This is a genomic window from Diaphorobacter sp. JS3050, assembly GCF_013154915.1.
Classification (GTDB): Bacteria; Pseudomonadota; Gammaproteobacteria; order Burkholderiales; family Burkholderiaceae_C; genus Diaphorobacter; species Diaphorobacter nitroreducens.
The window spans coordinates 2,599,612-2,619,415 of the sequence record NZ_CP053553.1 but is presented as its reverse complement, the minus strand read 5'-3'; the positions used below and the strand labels follow the sequence as shown (position 1 = coordinate 2,619,415).

Genomic DNA, 19,804 nt, shown 5'->3' with positions numbered 1-19,804 from the left:
GCTAGGAGGGCAACGACGAATGGCGCGGTTTTCACTCCGTTCCCTCCGGGTTGCGATCAAAAAGGGCCATTCGCGGCGTTGCCAAGCCTCGCTGGGGTAGCACCCCAGCTTCGTTTGGCGCCTTGCGCCTGGCCCTTTTTGATCGCAACGCATCTGGCAAAAATAGTGTGAACAGGCCCTAGTCGGAGTCTCGCTGTGGTGTGCCCTGGAAGAGGATCAGGTTAAAAATGGGCGGTAGCGCCCATCCGGCAAGCGGCAGTAGCTAGATAAAACATAGCAAATGGGCGGCCGCCCGGCCGCCCTGGAATCAGGCGACGCTCTGCGTCTTGTCAGTCGATGGCCAGTCGAACGGCGCTGCTCTGCGGCGGCTTCTTGGCCAGCACCAGGGTGAGCACGCCATGTTCCAGTCGCGCCGTGCTGGCCTGCGGGTCGATGTCCTGCGCCAACTCCCATGCACGCTGCACGCGCCGGGGCGCACCTTCGGCGCTGGCGACGCGCACTTGGTTGCCTTCGATCGTGACCGCGAGTTGCTCGCGCGACAGACCTGGCACGTCCAGCTGCACGGTGATGGCCTTGTCGTCCTGCTGCACGTTCACGCCAGTGGCGCGTGCATCGTGCGGCGCGGCGGCGGGGGCAGTGAGCGTGTGGTGCAGGAAGCGTTGCAGGGCGGCGTCTCCCACGCGCGGTGCGACATAGGTGGCGTGGCGGATCACGGGGGCGAAAATCATGTCGGAGGCTCCTGGGTCAGACGCGGCACGGGTCGGCCGCATGGACCGCACATGTGTTTGCGTGCGGTGTTTTTCAAGAGTGCCCCACCGCGCGGATGGAACGTCGCCTTGCAATGGGTTACAACGAGCGCGCGCGGGAGGGACATCGCTCAGGCTTCACAATGCGGCCCTGCTGCGGATTTTTCTAGCTGATGCCCGTGTCTCGATTCCCACGCCTTTCCCCTTCGCTTCCCTGGGCTGCCGGCTGGGCCTGGTGGCCTGCGCCCTGCTGGCTGGCTGTGCCCACATTCCCGACACCATGCCCGGCCTGGACCGCAACCTGCAGTTCTCGCCCAACGACTTCGATACCGCCGGCATGCACACGCGCCACATGGCGGCGCCGCAGGCCAGCACCTGCGAGGCGGCCCGGCGGGCGCTGCTGAGCCAGGGCTACATGGTGCACGTGGCCTCCAGCGACACGGTGGCGGGCCGCAAGTACTACCAGCCCCACACCGACGTGCACTACGTCGTGGAGATGCGCGTGGTCTGCGCATCCGAAGGGCAGGGCGACGTGCGTACGTCGGCCTTTGCCAGCGCGCTGCAGGACCGCTACGTGATCAAGAAGATCAACAACTCGGCGTCGCTTGGCGTCGGTGGCATCGGCTCGGTGTCGCTGCCCGTCACGGCCATCGACGACACGCTGGTGAAGGTGGGCAGCGAGACCATCGCCGATCCGCAGTTCTACGAGCGGTTTTTCCAGCTCTTCGAGCAGTTCGTGCGCGCGGCGCCCGTGGTGCCGGCCGCGCCGACGGTGGCGGCCAAGCCAGCCCTGCACGAGCGCGAAGCCGTGCCGCACGCTGCGGTCGCCGCGACCGTTGCGGCGCAGCCGCCTGCCGCTGCTGCAGCCACCACCGCCAGCCCGGCTGCAGAGTCCAGCACCCCTGCGCCCCCGGTTCCCGCCTGGGAGCAACCGCGCACGCAGGCGTCCGCGCAAGCCCCTCAGCCAGCGCCAGAATCGCAGCCGGCCGGTGCATCCGACGGCGCACCTGACGGCGCATCCGACGGCGCAGCGCCGCCGGGCATCCAGCAGCTCATGGCCCAGTGAATTCCATTCTTCGTGAGCCAGCGCGCGGCTGCGCTGCCATCTTTTCCTGCTTGTGCCCATTGCCATGATGATCCTGCCCCGCCGCCATGTTCTGCGCGCCTGTGCGTTGGCTCTGTCCTCCCTGCTGGGCGTTGCGGCGCCGCTGGCCGGTGCGGCGGCGCCGCCCCAGGGCGCGCCGATCCGCGTGGCGCTGATCGAGAGCCTGTCCGGCAGCTTTGCCAATACCGGCGAGGCGGTGTTCCGCAACATCGCCTGGGCCATGGAACGTGTGAACGCGCGCGGCGGCGTGGCACTGCCCCCTGCGGCGGGCGGGGCGCGGCCGCTGATGCTGGTGCGCTACGACAGCAAGGGCACCAACGAAGAGGCGCTGTCCGCGCTGCGCTCCGCCATTGACGGCGGCGCGCGTTTCGTCATGCAGGGCAACTCATCGGCCACGGCCGCTGCGCTCATCGACGCGATCAACAAGCACAACCAGCGCGAGCCCGGCAAGCGTGTGGTGTTCCTGAACTATTCGGCCGTGGACCCCGCCCTCACGAACGAGAAGTGCAGCTTCTGGCACTTTCGCTTCGACGCGCATGCCGACATGCGCATGGCAGCGCTCATGGAGGTGGTCCGAGAGGACAAGGCCCTGCAGCGCGCCTACCTCATCGGGCAGGACTACAGCTTCGGCCAGGCCGTGCTGCGCGAAGCCCGGCGCCAGCTGGCCGCGCAGCGGCCCGATGTCGCCATCGTCGGCGACGAGCTGCACGCCGTGGGCCGCGTGAAGGACTTCGCGCCCTACGCCGTGAAGATCAAGGCCAGCGGCGCGCAAGCCGTCATCACGGGCAATTGGGGCAATGACCTCACGCTGCTGGTCAAGGCTGCGCGGGAGGTGGGCTATGACGGCATGTTCTATACCTTCTACGGCAACGCGCTCGGCGCGCCTGCGGCCCTGGGCGATGCCGGCGTGGGCAAGGTGGTGGCCGTGGCCGACTGGCTGCCCAATCTGCCCACGCAGGGCAGCGAGACCTTCTACCGTGCCTTCCGCGAGCGCTTTCCCAGCCCGCAGGACGACTATGTGCACATGCGCATGCAGCTCATGGTCGAAGCGCTTGCGCAGGCCCTGCAGCAGGCGGGCAGTGACGATCCGTTGGCCGTGGCGCGCGCGCTGGAGCATGCCAGTGTGCGCCTGTACGGCCAGGCGGGCTCCATGCGCGCGCAAGACCATCAGTTCCAACAATCGCTGGTCATAGGCGTCATGGACCGCCAGGGCGCGCCGGGTGTGAAGTTCGATGTGGAGGGTTCAGGCTACGGCTTTCGCGTGGTACGGCAGATCGCGGCGGACAAGGCGCAAATGCCCAGCACCTGCCAGATGCAGCGGCTTTGATCACAGCCACGCGGGTAGATAACGGCTCAGCAGCAACCCCGCAACCAGCAGCCAGGCAAACAGTGCAGCGGCCAGCAGCAGTGGCTTGAGGCCCGCGGCGCGCACGGCATGCACATGCGTGGTGAGCCCCAGGGCCGCCATGGCCACGGCCAGCAGCAGGTCGTCGAGTCGCACACCGGCCTGTACCAATGCCGGAGGCAGCATGTCCAGCGAGTTCACGCCTGCCATGGCTACGAAGCCCAGCGCAAACCACGGGATGGTGATGGCGCCCGGGCTGCCTGTCTCCCCCCGGCTCGCGTCCGAAGCCTGTTGAGCACGCAACAGGAGGAATGACAGGATGAGCAGGAAGGGCGCCAGCATCATCACGCGCACCATCTTCGCGATAACGGCGGTGCTGGCGGCATGGGAGCCGATGGCTGTGCCGGCGGCCACCACCTGAGCCACCTCATGTACTGTGGCGCCCACATACAGGCCGTACTGCTGCGCATCCATGCCGATCCAGCCCCCGGCGGCGTTCCACCGGTAGAGCGCGGGATACAGGAACATGCCCACCGTGCCGAACACCACAACGGTGGCCACAGCCACGGCAACATCCTGGGGGCGTCCCCTGGCCACGGGGGCTGTGGCCAGCACCGCCGCCGCACCGCAAATGGAGCTGCCTGCACCGATGAGCAGCGTGGTGCGCCGGTCCAGCCCCAGCACCCGCTGGCCCAGCCAGCAGGCCAGCCCAAAGGTGCTGGCCAGCGCCAGGGCGTCGACGGCAACGCCACCCCAGCCCATGTGGGCGATGTCCTGGAAGGTCAGACGCAGGCCGTACAACACGATGCCTGTGCGCAGCAGCTGCTGTTTGGCCAAGCCCACGCCGGGCGCACAGGTCTGTGCCAGGCGTGGGTATAGGGTGTTGCCTAGCAGCAGCCCGAACACGATCGCGAGCGTCAGGGTACTCAGGCCATGCCCTACAAAAAACGGTTGACCGGCCAGGTGCAGCGCGCCCGCCGCGATGGCGCCGCTCAGCAGCAGCCCTGGCAGCCAGCGGACTGGCTCGGTAGTGAAGGAGGCGAGGGTAAGCGGAGCAAGGGGCATGACAGCGGCCGCTGGTAAAAGGTCCTTACGGCAGGCGCCCACTTTAGAAATATTAGTTATATTTGTATAACAAATACTTTTTGTAAAATCTACCTGGAAAACTGGTTCGTCTTATGCTGCATATCACCTTGCGCCAGCTCGAGATATTCAGCGCCGTGGCGCAAAGCGGCTCCACGGTGGCTGCGGCACACGTGGTGGCGCTGTCGCAGTCGGCCACCAGCGCGGCGCTGCAGCAGCTGGAGCATTGCCTGGGCGCGCCGCTGTTTGAGCGCGCGGGCCGCAGCCTGGTGCTCAACGATGCGGGACGTGCACTGCTGCCGCAGGCGCTGGAGCTGTTGGCGCAGGCGCACACCATCGAGCAGGCCTTTGGCGCGCAGAGTGCGGTCCTGCCGGTACGCCTGCGCGTGGCGGCCAGCACCACCATCGGCAGCTATGCGCTGCCCCGCGTACTGGCCGCCTTTGCGCGCAGCCACCCACAGGTGAGCGTGGACCTGCAGATCGGCAACACGCGCGAGGTGGCACACGCCGTGCAGGCGCTGGAGGCCGACCTGGGGCTGATCGAGGGCGCCAGCCACTGGCCGGGGCTGCAGGTCCAGCCTTGGCAGCGTGACGAGCTGGTCATCGTCTCCGCACCACACGACCCGTTGGTGAAGGCAGCTCAAGCCCGGCCGCTGGGCGCGGCCGCATTACGCAGTGCGCGCTGGCTGCTGCGCGAGCAGGGGTCAGGTACGCGCGAGATGGTGGAGCACGCTTTGCTGCCGCGTCTGCACCAGCTGCCCTCAGCCGCTACGCTAGGCAGTTCTGAGGCGATCGCGCGCTGCGTGGCCCAAGGGCTGGGCATCAGCTGCCTGTCGCGCGTGTTGGTGCAGCCGCTGCTTGATGCCGGCGAACTGGTGCTGCTGTCTACCCTGCTGCCGCGCATGTGGCGCCATTTTTCGCTGCTCCAGCGCGCGGGGCATAGGCAATCGCCCACGCTGGCAGCCTTCGTGCAGACTTGCCAGGCGCATGCCCGAGGGACGCCCGCATGAGACGGGTGCGCCGCTACCGTGGCGTGGCACGCGCCGTTGCGATTTCACGGCCCAGCTCAATCACCGCCATGGCGTAGTAGCTCGACCAGTTGTAGCGCGTGATCGCATAGAAGTTCTCGGTGCCGGCCACGTAGCTGGGCGCCTCAGCGCCATTCTGCAGTTCCACCAGCGCTAATGGACCCGTGTGCTGCGCGCCTTCGCTCTGCACGTGCGCCCCTTGGGCCGCCATGCTGGCGACGCTGAAAGTGGGCAGGATGTCCGGCGCCAGCAGCGCGTCCAACTGCAGCGTGGCCGCGTCGAACGCCACTGCGTAGTGCGTGGGCATGCCGCTCTGCCAGCCGTGGCCCACGAAGTAGTTGGCCACGGAGCCGATGGCGTCCTGCGCGCTGCGCCACAGGTCGATGCGGCCGTCGCCGTCGAAATCCACCGCGTAGCGCGACCAGCTCGACGGCATGAACTGCCCCAGACCCATGGCGCCCGCGTAGCTGCCGCGCGGGGTGTGCGGGTCGATGCCCGTGCGGTCCATGAGGGTCAGAAACTGCTCCAGCTCGCGCTGGAAGAACGCGCGCCGCTCGGCCGCGCGCGGGTGTGCGTCGGGAAAGTCGAAGGCCAGCGTGGCCAGCGCGTCGATCACCCGCAGGTTGCCCATGTGCTGGCCGTAGAGTGTCTCCACGCCGATGATGCCCACGATGATCTCGGCGGGCACGCCGTATTGCGTTTCAGCGCGTGCCAGCGCTTCGGCGTTGTCCTGCCAGAAGCGCAGGCCCGCGCGGATGCGCGTGGGCTCCACGAAGCGCGCACGGTAGGCCGCCCAGTTCTTGGGCGTACCCCGCGTGGGCGGCAGCACCAGGCGCGGCACCTGGGGCAGCAGCCGCGCTTGCCCGATCGCCTGGCGCACCCATTCGCGGTCCAGCCCGCGCCGCTCTGCCAGATCGTCGGCGAACTGCATGGCCTGCGCACGTTGCGCATAGTGGTAGGTGGCCGCGGTCTTGGTGGCTGTTTTTTTAGAATGATTTTGGGCTAAAGCGCTTATGGGTAAAGCGCTGACAGCTATGAAAAATGTAGCTTTTGCAAGGGTGCGGATCATGGGGCAGAGGGGCGTGGATTCTGCGCGGTGGGCCAGGGCAGGCGGCGCAATTCGCGCTGCAGGTCGGCCAGCAGGGCGCGGGGTTCGGGGGCGTAGCGGGCCTGCTCCACGCGCAGCAGCCACTGCGCGGCGGCTTCGGCGGGGGCGCCCAGTTCGGCGCGCGCACGCGCGGCCATGGTGCGTGGCGGCAGGTGGGGTGGCAGCGGCAGGCCGGCGTGTGCCAGTCGCTGGCGGGCCTGCAGCAGCAGGCGCTGCCAGGGGTCCTGGCGGCTGCGCTCCCACAGGGCCCAGCCTGCGCCCGCGGCGGCGGCCAGCGCGGCCAGCAGGCCCAGCAGGCGCACCAGGTCCTGCCAACTGGGCGACTGCATGCCCAGCGACTTGAGCAAATCGAGCTGGCGCCCCTGGGTGTAGTTCAGCACCCATTGGTTCCAGCCGTTGTTCACGGCCTCCCACACCGACCGCAGACTGCGTACCAGCGAAGGGTTGACGACGGCATCCATCGCGGTGCCCAACACGCCGCGTGGCGCCTGCAATCGCTGGAACTGGCCGATGCGCCCCGGCGACACGGCCCCCGTGGGGTCCACGCGCACCCAGCCGCGGCCCTCCAGCCAGACCTCGGCCCAGGCGTGGGCGTCGCTCTGGCGCACGGTCCAGTAGCCATCGATACCGTTGAGCTCGCCCCCCTGGTAGCCCGTGACGATGCGCGATGGCACGTCCAGCGCGCGCATCAGCACCACGAAGGCCGAGGCGATGTGCTCGCAAAAGCCTTCCTTGCGGTCGAACCAGAACTCGTCGGCCGTGTGCTCCCCGTACACGCCGGGCTCCAGCGTGTAGGTGTAGCCGCCCGTGCGCAGCCGTGCCAGCGCGGCGTCGATGTAGGCCTGTGCCCCGCTGGCGGCCACGCGCGCCGCGATCGCGGGGTCGGCCTGCATCTGTTCGGCCAGGGCCAGGGTGCGGGGGTTCATCTCCGCGGGCAGTTCCACGTAGCCGTTCAACAGGGAGGTGCGCCGCGTGGGGCCGTGGGTGAAGCGCAGGTGGCTTTCGGCGCGGTAGCGCAGCACGCTGGAGATGGGCCGGCTGGCGGACCACAGCAGTTCGGGCGACATCATCGCGCCAGTGCCCTGTGGGAGTTCGGGCCGCTCCTGCACGGCGTCCAGCGTCAGCAGCCAGGGGCGGCGGCTGGGCTCCAGCGTGACCTCGTAGCGCACGGACTCACCCTGCATTTGCAGGTTGGCCGGCGTGGGGTAGGCCCAGGTGATGCCGCGCGCCTCGGGCTGCGACAGCGCATACCAGTCACGCCCGTTGAAGGCCGTGAGCACCGGGCCGCGAAAGTACAGGCTGCTTTGCGGCGGTGGGGCTCCGCCCGGCGTGTCAAAGCGCACGCGCAGCGCCACGCTGTCGTCCAGCACCAGCGACGCCATGCTGCCGATGGACATCTCCCCCGACAGGCCGCTGCGCCCCGAGCGCGCATCGTCCGGCACGCCCCACAGCGGTGCCATGCGCGGAAACAGCAGGAACAGCGCCACCATGATGGGCGCGCCCAGCAGCGCCATGCGCGCGGCGGTGCGCATGGAGGCCGCCAGCGGCGGCCGCCCCACCGGCATGTGGGCGTTGACCAGCGCGGTGAGCAGCCCGAGCAGCGCCACCAGCAGGGCGGCGGCCGTGGGCAGCGACTGCGAGAAGAAGAAGTTGGCCAGCAGCGTGAAGAAGCCGAGGAAGAACACCACCATGGCATCGCGCCGCGCGCGCAGCTCCAGGGTCTTGAGCGCCAGCAGCACCACGATCAGCGTCACGCCCGCGTCGCGCCCGACGATGGTGCGGTGCGACAGCAGCGTGAGCGCCACAGCCGCCGCAAGCAGTGCGCCAATCACCCAGCGCCCCGGCAGGGCACGCGCGCCCACGGCCAGCCAGCCGCGCCAGCCCAGCAGCGCGGCGGTCAGCGCGCTGGTCCACAGCGGCAGGTACGCGGCCAGCGGCGCCACGCAACAGGCCACCACCGCCAGCAGGAACAGGGTGTCGCGCGCTTCGCGCGGCAGGTGCGAAAGCCGCTGGGCCAGATTCACGTCGAGGCTCCCGCGCGTCGATAGGGTCTGCTATTGAATGAATAGCTGGTCGCGCTTGTTGGTAGTGGGCTAGGTGCTTTTTTCATGTCAAACACAGAATCAGCACAGCGCCAGTGCCTCCAGGCAGCGGTGGCGGTGTGCGGCGCCGCTGTCCGGTGCAATCTGCTGGCCGGGCAGGCGCAGGCCGTATTCCACGCCCAGCCGGTCGGCCTGCAGCACCCAGGCCGTGAGGCGCGAGACGCGGGCCTCCGGGTCCTGCAGGCCGGTGGCAGCGCCGTCCAGCCAGAGTTCGTGGTGCTGCGCCTGCTGGGTGTCGCGGCTCACCAGGTCGTCGGTGCCGGTGGCAAGCGACTTGGCGGCCTTCTTCCAGACCACCAGCTTGAGCGGGTCACCCCGGCGGTACGCGCGCACGCCATCGAATTCGCCGATGCCGCGCGCCGGTGCCTGGCCGCCGCTGCCCGAGCGCGGCTCGCCGGCGGGCAGCGCAGGGGCGCCCACCTCCGGGCGCGGGTAGACCAGCAGCTGCGCGGCGGGCTGCCACAGCGTCCACACGCGGAACGTGCCCAGCGGGTAGCGGGTTTCCGCCATCAGCACGGGCACGTCCTGCAGCCCGCGCCGCGCGGGCAGGAACGCCACCCGCACGGTGGCGGAGCCTTCGGCGGGCACGTCGGTCCAGGCCCATTCCGCGGCCTGGCCGCCGCGCACCGCCAACGCGATGCCATGGCGCGTGGCGCGCTGCGGGTTGTGCAGCTGTACCTGCAGCAGCGCGCCGGCACCGAGGAACTGCGGCTGCGGCGGCACCAGGTGCAGCGTGAGTCCGCGCAGTGTGGCGTGGCACAGGTGCACGCCCACCACCACGCTGCCGGCGAGCAGAAAGGTGAGCAGGTAGCCCAGGTTGAGCTGGAAGTTGATGGACGCCACCAGCAGCACCAGCAGCGTGAGGGCCAGCATCCATCCCGCGCCTGTAGGCAGGATGTAGATGTTGCCCTGCGTGAGCGTGAGCGTGTCGGTGCGCCGCAGGCGTGCCAGCCACCAGCGCTGCCAGCGCGCGGCCACGGCACGCCAGGGCATCTGCCGCGGGGCCGCGGCACCGGGCGGTGCGGCCTGCTCGAATGCTGCGGGCATGGCGTCAGGGCAGGGGAACGGACTCGACCATGGCGCGCACCTGCTCCACGGCGCCGCGGCCGGAGTCGCCCACCGGCACCAGGCGGTGGGCAATGGTCTGCGGCAGGATGGCCTGCACATCGTCCGGCGCCACGTAGTCGCGCCCCTCGATGAGCGCCTGGGCCTTGGCCGCCCGCATCAGCGCGATGCCCGCGCGCGGCGACAGGCCCTGCAGGAACCAGCGGCCCGAGCGCGTGGCGGCGATGAGATCCTGCACATAGTTGAGCAGTGGCTCGGCCGTGTGCACGGCCAGCACCTGGTGCTGCAGTGCGGCCAGATCGTCCAGCGACAGCAGCGGCAGCAGGCCGTCCAGCATGTCGCGGCGGTCGCTGCCGGCCAGCAGCAGGCGCTCGGCGCCACGGTCGGGATAGCCCAGCGAGATGCGCATGAGGAAGCGGTCGAGCTGGCTCTCGGGCAATGCGAAGGTGCCCAGCTGGTCGTGCGGGTTCTGCGTGGCGATCACGAAGAACGGGTGGGGCAGGGCGCGCGTCTCGCCTTCCACCGACACCTGCTTTTCCTCCATGGCCTCCAACAGCGCGCTCTGCGTCTTGGGGCTGGCGCGGTTGATCTCGTCGGCCAGCAGCACCTGGGCGAACACCGGCCCGGGGTGGAACACGAAGGCCTCCTTGCCACGCTCGTACACCGACACGCCGGTGAGGTCGCTGGGCATCAGGTCGGCCGTGAACTGCACACGCGCGAACTGCAGGCCGAAGGTGCGTGCCAGCGCATGGGCCAGCGTGGTCTTGCCAACGCCTGGTACGTCCTCGATGAGCAGGTGCCCGCCGGCCAGCAGGCAGGCCACGCAGTCCTGTACCTGCGCGGTTTTGCCCACGATCACCGTGTTAAGCTGATCCAAAAGCGACTTGATCTTCTGCTGTGCATGCATGGCGTGACGTTATCCGAAAACGATTGAGACACCGGGGAATGACTGTGAGCAAGACGGGCTATTACACCCACCGTGACTGCTGGAAGCACGAGATGGGCCCAGGACACCCCGAATGCCCGGCGCGGCTGGACGCCATCGAGGATCGGCTGCTGGTGACCGGCGTGGCCGATGCCTTGCAGCATTGTGAGGTACCGCTGGCCTCCCTGGCCGACATCGAGCTGGCCCACGACCGCATGCACATGGCTGCGCTGCGCGGCCTGTCCGACCGTCTGATCGAGGAAGAGGCCGCGGGCGGACCGCCCTATGTGCAGGTGGACACGGACACCTCGATGAACCGCCACACCTGGACGGCCGCGCTGCGCGCCGCGGGCGCCGCACTCGCCGCCACCGACGCGGTGATGGCCGGAGAGATCGAGAACGCCTTTTGCAGCGTGCGCCCGCCTGGCCACCACGCCACGCGCACCAAGGCCATGGGCTTTTGCTTCTTCAACAACGTGGCCATCGCCGCCAAGTACGCGCTGCAGCGCTACAACTTGAAGCGCGTAGCGGTGGTGGACTTCGATGTGCACCACGGCAACGGCACGGAGGACATCCTGGCCGGCGACCCGCGCGCGCTCATGGTGAGCATCTTCCAGCATCCGTTCTACCCGTACTGCGGGGACCAGGAGCCGGCGTCCAACATGCTCAACGTGCCCGTCCCCGCCTACACCAAGGGCATGGAGGTGCGCGACATCGTGGACATGGTTTGGATGCCGCGGCTGGAATCGTTCAAGCCCGAGATGATCTTCGTGAGTGCGGGCTTTGATGCGCACCGCGAGGACGACATGGGCCAGCTCGGCCTCAACGAGCAGGACTACGCCTGGATCACCATGCGCGTCAAGGATGTGGCCCGGCGCTTTGCCCGCGGCCGCATCGTGTCGTGCCTGGAGGGCGGCTACATGATGGGGCCGCTGGCGCGCAGCGTGGAAGCCCATGTGCGCGTGTTGGCAGACCTTTGATTCTTCCCCGCGCGCGCCGCGCGGTATTCGTACTCAGGAGACTTCGCCATGACTTCCTCCCCCTCCACGGCGGCCGGTGGCGGCCCACTGCGTGTGCAGCGCGACGATCGCGGCGTGGTCACCCTCACGCTGGATGACGCGCCGCGCTTCAACGCCCTCGGCCACGAGATGCTGGCAGCACTGCAGCAGGCACTGGACGATGTTGCGCGCGACGACAGCGTGCGCGTGGTGGTGCTCGCCGCGGCTGGCAAGGCCTTCTGTGCGGGCCACAACCTCAAGGATATGGCGGCCAACCCGGACTTGGCGTGGTACCAGCGCCTGTTCGCCCAGTGCAGCCGCATGATGCTGAGCATCCACAAGCTGCCCGTACCGGTGATTGCGCGTGTGCACGGCATGGCCACGGCGGCGGGCTGTCAGTTGGTGGCCCAGTGCGACCTGGCCGTTGCCAGCGAAAACGCGACCTTTGCGACCAGCGGCATCCACTATGGCCTGTTCTGCGCCACGCCCAGCGTGCCATTGGTGCGCAACGTGCCGGCCAAGCGGGCCATGGAGATGCTGCTCACCGGGGACTTCATCGATGCACGCACCGCGTTGGACCAGGGGCTGGTCAACCGCGTGGTGGCGCCCGAGTCGCTGGACACCGAGGTGGAGTCGCTGGTGCAGTCCATTCTGCAGAAACCCCGCGTAGCCGTGGCCATGGGCAAGGCGCTGGTGTACCAGCAACGCGAACTGGGCCTGGACGCGGCGTACCAACTGGCGGGCCAGACCATGGCCACCAACATGATGGACGACGCCGCGCAGGAAGGTGCGCGCGCCTTTGCAGAGAAGCGTCAGCCGGCCTGGAAGCCGGCTGCTGATAAGGCTTGAGCCGAGGAGCGCCGCGCTGATGGAATGGTGGGAACGGCTGGCGGCCGACTTCCGGCTGTCCAGCCTGTGGCTGGAACTGGCGGTGCTGGCCGGTAGCGTGGCGCTTGCTTATGTGCTGAGCCGGCGGGCCGGTCGAGGACAGCCGCCGGAGTCGGTCTGGTTCGGCCGCCGCATCGTGGACGGGTTGATGTTTCCTGCGGTGGTGCTGGCACTGGTGTATGCGGCGCGCGTGGTGGTGGAGCATTACCAGGCGGTTTTCCTGCTGCGCCTGGCGGTGCCGGTGTTCACGTCGCTGGTGCTGATCCGCTTCGTGGCACGCGTGCTGGCCATGGCGTTTCCGCGTTCAGGCCTGATGCGCCTGATGGAGCGCGTGCTCTCCTGGCTGGCCTGGGGCGTGGCCGCCTTGTGGATCGCCGGGCTGCTGCCGCGCGTGCTGCAGGAACTGGACGACATCCGCATCGCGTTCGGCAAGTCCAGCGTCAGCCTGCTGGCGCTGCTGCAAGGCGGTCTGTCCGCGGTCCTGGTGCTGGTGGCTGCGCTGTGGGCGGCGTCGACTTTCGAGCGGCGCGTGCTCGACCATGCGGTGGCCGACCTGTCCATGCGCAAGGTGGCGGTGAATGCCACGCGGGCGCTGCTGCTGTTCGTGGGGTTGCTGCTGGCGCTGGCCGCTGTGGGGGTGGACCTCACCGCGCTGTCGGTTCTGGGCGGTGCGCTGGGCGTGGGCCTGGGCTTTGGCCTGCAGAAGCTGGCGGCCAATTACGTCAGCGGCTTCGTGATTCTGCTGGAACGCTCGCTGCGCATCGGGGACAACGTGCGCGTGGATGGTTTCGAGGGCCGCATCACGGACATCAAGACGCGCTACACGTTGATCCGCGCGGGCAACGGGCGCGAGTCCATCGTGCCCAACGAAAGCCTGATCACCCAGCGCGTGGAAAACCTGACCGCGTCCGACCGCAAATTCAACCTCACGACCAATATCACCGTCGCCTACGGCAGCGATGCCGCAAAGGTGCAGCAGATCCTGTGTGCTGCGGCGAGTGCGCAAGCGCGCGTGCTGGGCGACCCGGCGCCCGTAGCCTTCTTGCTCGATTTCATGCCCGACGGGCTGGTGTTCAACCTCAATTACTGGATCAATGATCCGGCTGCCGGCACTGCCAGCGTGCGGTCTGCCGTCAACCTCGCGGTGCTGGAAGGCTTGCGCACAGCGGGTATCGAGATCGCACAGCCACAGCGCGTGGTGCATGTCGTGGCTTCGACGCCGGGGCAGGATGGAGTCGCGCCGGCGGCACTGCCACCGGCGTAGGCCTCGACCTGCCATGAATGCACTGGCATAATCGTCAAAAAGCACGATCGTTCGTTTTTGCCTTGTGCACCATGTTTCCGTGACGGAAATGCTGCGGTGCGCAATAGAATGGACCGGTTTACGTAAACGTCAAGCAATCAACTATTGAAGGAGCCGCAGCAATGAAGGTTTTGGTCCCCGTCAAGCGCGTGGTGGACTACAACGTGAAGGTCCGGGTGAAGTCGGACGGCACGGGCGTAGACATCGCGAACGTGAAGATGAGCATGAACCCCTTTGACGAAATCGCCGTGGAAGAGGCGGTGCGGCTCAAAGAAAAAGGCGTGGCCACGGAAGTGATCGCGGTGAGCTGCGGCGTGGCGCAATGCCAGGAAACGCTGCGCACGGCGATGGCCATTGGCGCCGACCGCGGCATCCTGGTGGAGACCGATGCCGAGCTGCAACCCCTGGCCGTGGCCAAGCTGCTCAAGGCCCTGGTGGACAAAGAGCAACCGGGCCTGATCATCCTGGGCAAGCAAGCCATCGACGACGACGCCAACCAGACCGGCCAGATGCTGGCGGCCCTGGCCGACCTGCCCCAGGCCACCTTCGCCAGCAAGGTCGAAGTGGCCGGCGACAAGGTCAGCGTCACACGCGAAGTCGACGGCGGCCTGGAAACCCTGCAACTGACCACCCCGGCCGTCATCACCACCGACCTGCGCCTGAACGAGCCGCGCTACGTCACGCTGCCCAACATCATGAAGGCCAAGAAAAAGCCGCTGGACACCATCAAACCCGAAGACCTCGGCGTGGACGTGGCCCCGCGCCTCAAGACCCTCAAGGTGGCCGAACCCCCGAAGCGCGGCGCTGGCGTGAAAGTGCCCGACGTCGCCACGCTGGTGGACAAGCTCAAGAACGAAGCCAAGGTCATCTAAAGGCAGGACAGGAGAAACAACATGACCGTACTCGTCATTGCAGAACACGACAACGCCAGCCTCAAGGCCGCCACCCTGAACACCGTCACCGCCGCACTCGCCTGCGGGGGCGACGTGCACGTGCTCGTAGCCGGTGAAGGCGCGCAGGCCGCCGCCCAGGCCGCCTCCCAAATCGCCGGCGTCGCCAAAGTCCTGCACGCCGACGGCGCCAGCCTGAAGGACGGCCTGGCCGAGAACCTGGCCGCCCAGGTCCTGCAGATTGCCGGCAACTACAGCCACATCCTGTTCCCGGCCACCGCCAGCGGCAAGAACGTCGCACCGCGTGTGGCCGCCAAGCTGGACGTGGCGCAGATCAGCGACATCACCAAAGTGATCTCCGCCGACACCTTCGAGCGCCCCATCTACGCGGGCAACGCCATCGCCACCGTGCAAAGCGCGGACAGCGTCAAGGTCATCACCGTGCGCGGCACCGGCTTTGACGCGGCGCCCGCCACGGGCGGCAGCGCCGCGGTGGAACCCACCGCCGCCGTGGCCGACGCCGGCAAGAGCAGCTTTGCAGGACGCGAAGTCACCAAGAGCGACCGGCCCGAGCTCACCGCCGCCAAGATCATCGTCTCGGGCGGCCGGGCGCTGGGCAGCAGCGAGAAGTTCAACGAAGTCATGACCCCGCTGGCGGACAAGCTGGGCGCGGCCATTGGCGCCAGCCGCGCAGCGGTGGACGCAGGCTACGCCCCGAACGACCTGCAGGTGGGGCAGACGGGCAAGATCGTTGCGCCGCAGCTGTACATCGCGGCGGGGATCTCGGGGGCGATCCAGCACCTGGCAGGGATGAAGGACAGCAAGGTGATCGTGGCGATCAACAAGGACCCGGAGGCACCGATCTTTGCGGTGGCCGATTATGGGCTGGAGGCCGATCTGTTCCAGGCCGTGCCGGAACTGGTGAAGGCCCTGTAAGCCGCTGCGCCGGCAAAAAAGGCATCGCTTGCGATGCCTTTTTTTTGATCACATTCGTACCGTTTTGAGTTGGAGACACCCATGAGTTACACCGCCCCTGTCAAGGACATGCTGTTCGCTATCGAGCACTTGGCACGCATCGACCAGGTCGCGCAGATTCCCGGTTTCGAGGACGCTGGTCTGGACACGGCCGCTGCCGTGCTGGAAGAGTGCGCGAAGTTCAACGAGGGCGTGGTGGCTCCGCTCAATGTGGTTGGCGACGAGAAACCCTCCTGGTTCAAGGATGGTGCCGTGACCACCACGCCGGGCTTCAAGGAGGCCTTCAGCCAGTTCGCCGAGGGCGGCTGGCAGGGCTTGCAGCACCCTGCCGACTTCGGCGGCCAGGGCCTGCCCAAGACCATCGGTGCGGCCTGCGTGGAAATGCTCAACAGCGCCAACCTGAGCTTTGCGCTGTGCCCGCTGTTGACCGATGGTGCCATCGAGGCGCTGCTCACGGCCGGCAGCGACGAACTCAAGGCTACCTACCTGGAAAAGCTGGTCACGGGCGAGTGGACCGGCACCATGAACCTGACCGAGCCGCAGGCAGGCTCCGACCTGGCGCTGGTGCGCACCAAGGCCGATCCCCAGCCCGACGGTACGTACAAGGTCTTCGGCACCAAGATCTTCATCACCTATGGCGAGCACGACATGGCGGAGAACATCGTGCACCTGGTGCTGGCGCGCGTGGCGGGTGCGCCCGAGGGCGTGAAGGGCATCAGTCTGTTCGTGGTGCCCAAGTTCCTGGTGAACCAGGATGGCAGCCTGGGCGCGCGCAACGACGTGCATTGCGTGTCCATCGAACACAAGATGGGCATCAAGGCGTCGCCCACGGCCGTGCTGCAGTACGGTGATAACGGCGGCGCCATCGGCTACCTCGTGGGTGAGGAAAACCGGGGCCTGGAATACATGTTCATCATGATGAACGCCGCGCGCTACGCCGTCGGCGTGCAGGGCATCGCGGTGGCCGAGCGCGCCTATCAGAAGGCCGTGCAGTACGCGCGCGACCGCGTGCAAAGCCGCCCGGTCGACGGCAGCGTGGCCGGCAGCGCCGCCATCATCCACCACCCCGACGTGCGCCGCATGCTGATGACCATGCGCGCGTACACCGAGGGTTGCCGCGCCATGGCCACCACGGCTGCTGCGGCCTACGACGCCGCGCACCACCATCCCGATGCCGAGGTGCGCAAGCAGAACGCGGTGTTCTATGAATTCATGGTGCCACTGGTCAAGGGCTACAGCACCGAAATGAGCCTGGAAGTGGCCAGCCTGGGCGTGCAGGTACACGGCGGCATGGGCTTCATCGAGGAAACGGGCGCTGCGCAGTACTACCGCGACGCGAAGATCCTCACCATCTACGAAGGCACGACCGCCATCCAGGCCAACGACCTGGTGGGCCGCAAGACGGCGCGCGACGGCGGCCAGACGGCCAAGGCGATTGCCGCGCAGATAGAGGCCACCGAGGGCGAGTTGCGCGCCAGCGGCACGGCCGACGCTCAAGCAGTGGCCCAGCGCCTGGCTGCCGCACGCCAGGCATTCCTGGAGGTGGTGGATTTCATCGCCGGTGGCGCCAAGGCCCACCCCAACGACGTGTATGCGGGCAGCGTGCCCTACCTGATGCTGGCCGGCAATCTGGTGGCGGGCTGGCAGTTGGCGCGCGCGTTGCTGGTGGCGCAGGAGCTGTCCGCCAAGGGACAGGACGTGGCCTTCATGCAGGCCAAGATCGCCACGGCGCGCTTCTATGCCGACCACCTGCTGACCAAGGCGCCGGGCCAGCGCGACGCAATCGTGCACGGCGCGGCCAGCGTCACGGCTCTGCCGCTGGAAGCATTCTGAAAATTGCTTCTGTTTTGATAGCTGCTAGCGCTTGCGGGTAAAGCGCTACAGCCCATTTTTATTATGGAGACCGTCCGAATGTCCAAACTGCCCCCAGCGTTGCAGAAACCCTCGCTGCCCGTCATCGGCTCGCCGCTGTTCATCATCAGCAACCCTCAGCTCGTGATCGAGCAGTGCAAGGCCGGCATCGTGGGCTCCATGCCTGCGCTCAACGCACGGCCGGCGGAGCAACTCGACGACTGGCTCGCCGAGATCACCGAAACGCTGGCGGCGTGGGACAAGGCGCATCCCGAGTCGCCCTCCGCTCCGTTCGCCATCAACCAGATCGTGCACAAGAGCAACGACCGGCTGGAGCACGACATGCAGGTCTGCGCCAAGTACAAGGTGCCGATCGTCATCACCAGCCTGGGCGCGCGCGAGGACGTGAACCAGGCCGTGCACAGCTGGGGCGGCATCGTGCTGCACGACATCATCAACAACAAGTTCGCGCACAAGGCCATCGAGAAGGGGGCCGACGGCCTCATCGCCGTGGCGGCGGGCGCGGGGGGGCACGCAGGGGTGAAGAGCCCGTTTGCGCTGATCCAGGAAATCCGCCAATGGTTTGACGGTCCGCTCGCGCTGTCGGGCTCCATCGCCTCGGGCGGCGCCATCCTGGCCGCGCAGGCCATGGGCGCGGACTTCGCCTATATCGGCTCGGCCTTCATCGCCACGCACGAGGCGCGCGCCATCGATGCGTACAAGCAGGCCATCGTCGAGGGCAACTCCGACGACATCGTCTACAGCAATCTGTTCACGGGTGTGCACGGCAACTACCTGGCGCCGTCGATCCGCGCGGCAGGCCTGGACCCCGACAACCTACCGGAGTCCGATCCGAGCAAGATGAATTTCGGTGGCGACGCCAAGAAGGCTTGGAAGGACATCTGGGGCTGCGGGCAGGGCATCGGCAGCATCACCGAGGTCACTTCGACGGCTGAACTCGTCGCGCGCCTGCGCCGCGAATACCAGCAAGCGCGCGAGCGCCTGGCCCTGGGCTGATGCCCGCGCGGGCCTGCCACGTAGCCCCGTTGGCCCAACGGCGCCCCAGGGGCGCCGTTTTTGTTGATGCGCGCCCGCTGTGTAGCGGTCAGCAGCATCAGCGCAAAAGGCGCAGAATCTCGGGCTTGCCCGATTACCGTGAACCCCCGTCGCAGGCCTGCTGCCGGCACGGGGTTCCTGTTTTGAATGTCCCAGCACACCCCGTCTCATGCCTCCCGCAGCGCGTTGATCGACTGCACCAAAGGCCTGGCCTGCGCCGCCATCGTCTGGCACCACCTGGCGTTCTACGGGCCCATGTCCGACGTGGCGCGCCAAGCGGTGCCGGGGTTGATCGACTGGCTCTACGAATACGCGCGCATGGCGGTGCAGGTGTTCCTGGTGCTGGGGGGATTCCTGGCAGCGGCCAGTCTGGCGCCGCAGGGGCAGGCGCGCTTTACCGACCCTGCCCAGCGCATCGCACGGCGTTTCGTGCGCCTGGTGGTGCCCTACGCGGTGGCGCTGGTCATCGCCATCGTCGTGCAGGCAACCGTGCAACCGTGGTTCGATCACGCCTCGGTGTCCGACGTGCCGGACCTGGGCCAGTTGCTCGCGCATGCGCTGCTGCTGCAAAGCGTGCTGGACGAGGAGTCGCTGTCGGCCGGCGTGTGGTACGTGGCCATCGACTTTCAGCTGTTTGCGCTCACCACGCTGGTCCTGACTGGGGTATCACGCGCGGCGGTGGCGCTGCGTGCGCGCGGCATGTCCCGCTACTGGCCCTGGGCCCTGAGCGGCGCGCAGGCACTCGTGGCGACGGGCGTCGCCGCCTCGCTGCTGTACTTCAACCGCGACGCCAATTGGGACGTCTGGGCGGTGTATTTCTTCGGTGCCTATGGCCTTGGCATGCTGGCCTACTGGGCCGTGCAGTCGCCCCGCGCGCTGGGAGCCTGGAGCTGGGCGCTGCTGATCGCGGCGCTGGTGGTGGCTGCGTTGGCGCTGGAGTGGCGCCCCCGCATTGCGCTGGCCGGCGTGACTGCGCTGCTGCTGGTGGTGGCCATGCGCAGCCCGGCCATGCAGCGCTGGCAAGGCTGGGCACCGCTCAGCCGACTGGGGCAGATCTCGTATTCGGTATTCCTCGTGCACTTTGCGGTGTGCGTGCTCGTCAACGCGGTGGAAAGCTACTTCTGGCCGCAGTCAGTAGCCGCCGCGATGGCAGGCATGGGCATCGCTTTCGTGCTGTCGATCGCCGCGGGCCACCTGCTGTACGAGCGTGTGGAGCGCCACGTTCCCACATGGCAATCTGCGCTGCGCTGGCAGGCCGGGCTCGTGGGAACCGGCCTGCTGACCACCGCGCTCATGGCAGGCCTGCGCTGACGAAAAAAAGGCAGCCAGTCATGGC

Annotated in this window: 17 protein-coding genes; 11 read left to right on the top strand and 6 right to left on the bottom strand. The window is 67.8% G+C overall.

The window, feature by feature from the left end; translation table 11 throughout:
- Positions 1 to 329: 329 nt before the first annotated feature.
- On the bottom strand, positions 330 to 728 hold the full coding sequence (locus HND92_RS12605) for an Hsp20/alpha crystallin family protein (RefSeq protein ID WP_172207315.1): 399 nt from the start codon (positions 726 to 728) through the stop codon (positions 330 to 332).
- A gap of 298 nt (positions 729 to 1,026) precedes the next feature.
- On the opposite strand from HND92_RS12605, the gene HND92_RS12600 reads away from it, so the two are divergent.
- Together HND92_RS12600 and HND92_RS12595 are read left to right on the top strand one after the other, a co-directional pair.
- Positions 1,027 to 1,812, top strand: coding sequence for a DUF2242 domain-containing protein (locus tag HND92_RS12600; protein ID WP_253940023.1), 786 nt, complete (start codon positions 1,027 to 1,029; stop codon positions 1,810 to 1,812).
- Between the two features lie 64 nt (positions 1,813 to 1,876).
- Positions 1,877 to 3,178: a branched-chain amino acid ABC transporter substrate-binding protein gene (locus HND92_RS12595; protein ID WP_172207314.1), complete on the top strand. Its 1,302-nt coding sequence runs from the start codon at positions 1,877 to 1,879 to the stop codon at positions 3,176 to 3,178.
- On the opposite strand, the gene HND92_RS12590 is transcribed toward HND92_RS12595, so the two are convergent.
- A complete protein-coding gene (locus tag HND92_RS12590; RefSeq protein ID WP_103738009.1) occupies positions 3,179 to 4,261 on the bottom strand; it encodes a YeiH family protein in 1,083 nt (360 codons plus the stop codon).
- Between the two features lie 113 nt (positions 4,262 to 4,374).
- On the opposite strand from HND92_RS12590, the gene HND92_RS12585 reads away from it, so the two are divergent.
- Positions 4,375 to 5,289: a LysR family transcriptional regulator gene (locus tag HND92_RS12585; protein WP_011805974.1), complete on the top strand. Its 915-nt coding sequence runs from the start codon at positions 4,375 to 4,377 to the stop codon at positions 5,287 to 5,289.
- A 13-nt stretch (positions 5,290 to 5,302) separates the two neighbouring features.
- On the opposite strand, the gene mltB is transcribed toward HND92_RS12585, so the two are convergent.
- The 4 genes from mltB to HND92_RS12565 form a co-directional block, all read right to left on the bottom strand.
- Positions 5,303 to 6,376, bottom strand: a complete 1,074-nt coding sequence (gene mltB / locus HND92_RS12580; RefSeq protein ID WP_172207312.1) for a lytic murein transglycosylase B — start codon at positions 6,374 to 6,376, stop codon at positions 5,303 to 5,305.
- Complete coding sequence (locus tag HND92_RS12575) at positions 6,373 to 8,439, bottom strand: DUF3488 and transglutaminase-like domain-containing protein (RefSeq protein ID WP_172207310.1); 2,067 nt, start codon at positions 8,437 to 8,439, stop codon at positions 6,373 to 6,375. Before HND92_RS12575 ends, mltB begins: the two co-directional genes overlap by 4 nt.
- Positions 8,440 to 8,538: 99 nt before the next feature.
- Positions 8,539 to 9,564 carry a DUF58 domain-containing protein gene (locus HND92_RS12570; RefSeq protein WP_015913717.1) on the bottom strand — a complete coding sequence of 342 codons (1,026 nt, stop codon included), beginning with the start codon at positions 9,562 to 9,564 and terminating at the stop codon, positions 8,539 to 8,541.
- A 4-nt stretch (positions 9,565 to 9,568) separates the two neighbouring features.
- Positions 9,569 to 10,489, bottom strand: a complete 921-nt coding sequence (locus HND92_RS12565) for a MoxR family ATPase (RefSeq protein ID WP_047350480.1) — start codon at positions 10,487 to 10,489, stop codon at positions 9,569 to 9,571.
- A gap of 38 nt (positions 10,490 to 10,527) precedes the next feature.
- Here HND92_RS12565 and HND92_RS12560 point away from each other — a divergent pair, with 38 nt between their 5' ends.
- From HND92_RS12560 to HND92_RS12525, 8 genes are all read left to right on the top strand, one after another.
- Positions 10,528 to 11,487, top strand: a complete 960-nt coding sequence (locus HND92_RS12560; RefSeq protein ID WP_011805969.1) for a histone deacetylase family protein — start codon at positions 10,528 to 10,530, stop codon at positions 11,485 to 11,487.
- Positions 11,488 to 11,535: 48 nt separating this feature from the next.
- The gene (locus HND92_RS12555) at positions 11,536 to 12,354 is read left to right on the top strand and encodes an enoyl-CoA hydratase (RefSeq protein ID WP_172207307.1); all 819 of its coding nucleotides are present in this window, start codon (positions 11,536 to 11,538) and stop codon (positions 12,352 to 12,354) included.
- Between the two features lie 19 nt (positions 12,355 to 12,373).
- Positions 12,374 to 13,657 carry a mechanosensitive ion channel family protein gene (locus HND92_RS12550; protein ID WP_088886425.1) on the top strand — a complete coding sequence of 428 codons (1,284 nt, stop codon included), beginning with the start codon at positions 12,374 to 12,376 and terminating at the stop codon, positions 13,655 to 13,657.
- Between the two features lie 161 nt (positions 13,658 to 13,818).
- The gene (locus HND92_RS12545) at positions 13,819 to 14,568 is read left to right on the top strand and encodes an electron transfer flavoprotein subunit beta/FixA family protein (protein ID WP_011805966.1); all 750 of its coding nucleotides are present in this window, start codon (positions 13,819 to 13,821) and stop codon (positions 14,566 to 14,568) included.
- 21 nt (positions 14,569 to 14,589) lie between these two features.
- On the top strand, positions 14,590 to 15,522 hold the full coding sequence (locus HND92_RS12540) for an electron transfer flavoprotein subunit alpha/FixB family protein (protein WP_011805965.1): 933 nt from the start codon (positions 14,590 to 14,592) through the stop codon (positions 15,520 to 15,522).
- 81 nt (positions 15,523 to 15,603) lie between these two features.
- Entirely contained in the window at positions 15,604 to 17,394 is a 1,791-nt protein-coding gene (locus tag HND92_RS12535) for an acyl-CoA dehydrogenase (RefSeq protein ID WP_011805964.1), read from the top strand.
- Positions 17,395 to 17,472: 78 nt separating this feature from the next.
- The gene (locus HND92_RS12530; protein ID WP_011805963.1) at positions 17,473 to 18,429 is read left to right on the top strand and encodes a nitronate monooxygenase family protein; all 957 of its coding nucleotides are present in this window, start codon (positions 17,473 to 17,475) and stop codon (positions 18,427 to 18,429) included.
- Positions 18,430 to 18,615: 186 nt separating this feature from the next.
- On the top strand, positions 18,616 to 19,779 hold the full coding sequence (locus HND92_RS12525) for an acyltransferase (protein ID WP_172207305.1): 1,164 nt from the start codon (positions 18,616 to 18,618) through the stop codon (positions 19,777 to 19,779).
- Positions 19,780 to 19,804 lie beyond the last annotated feature (25 nt).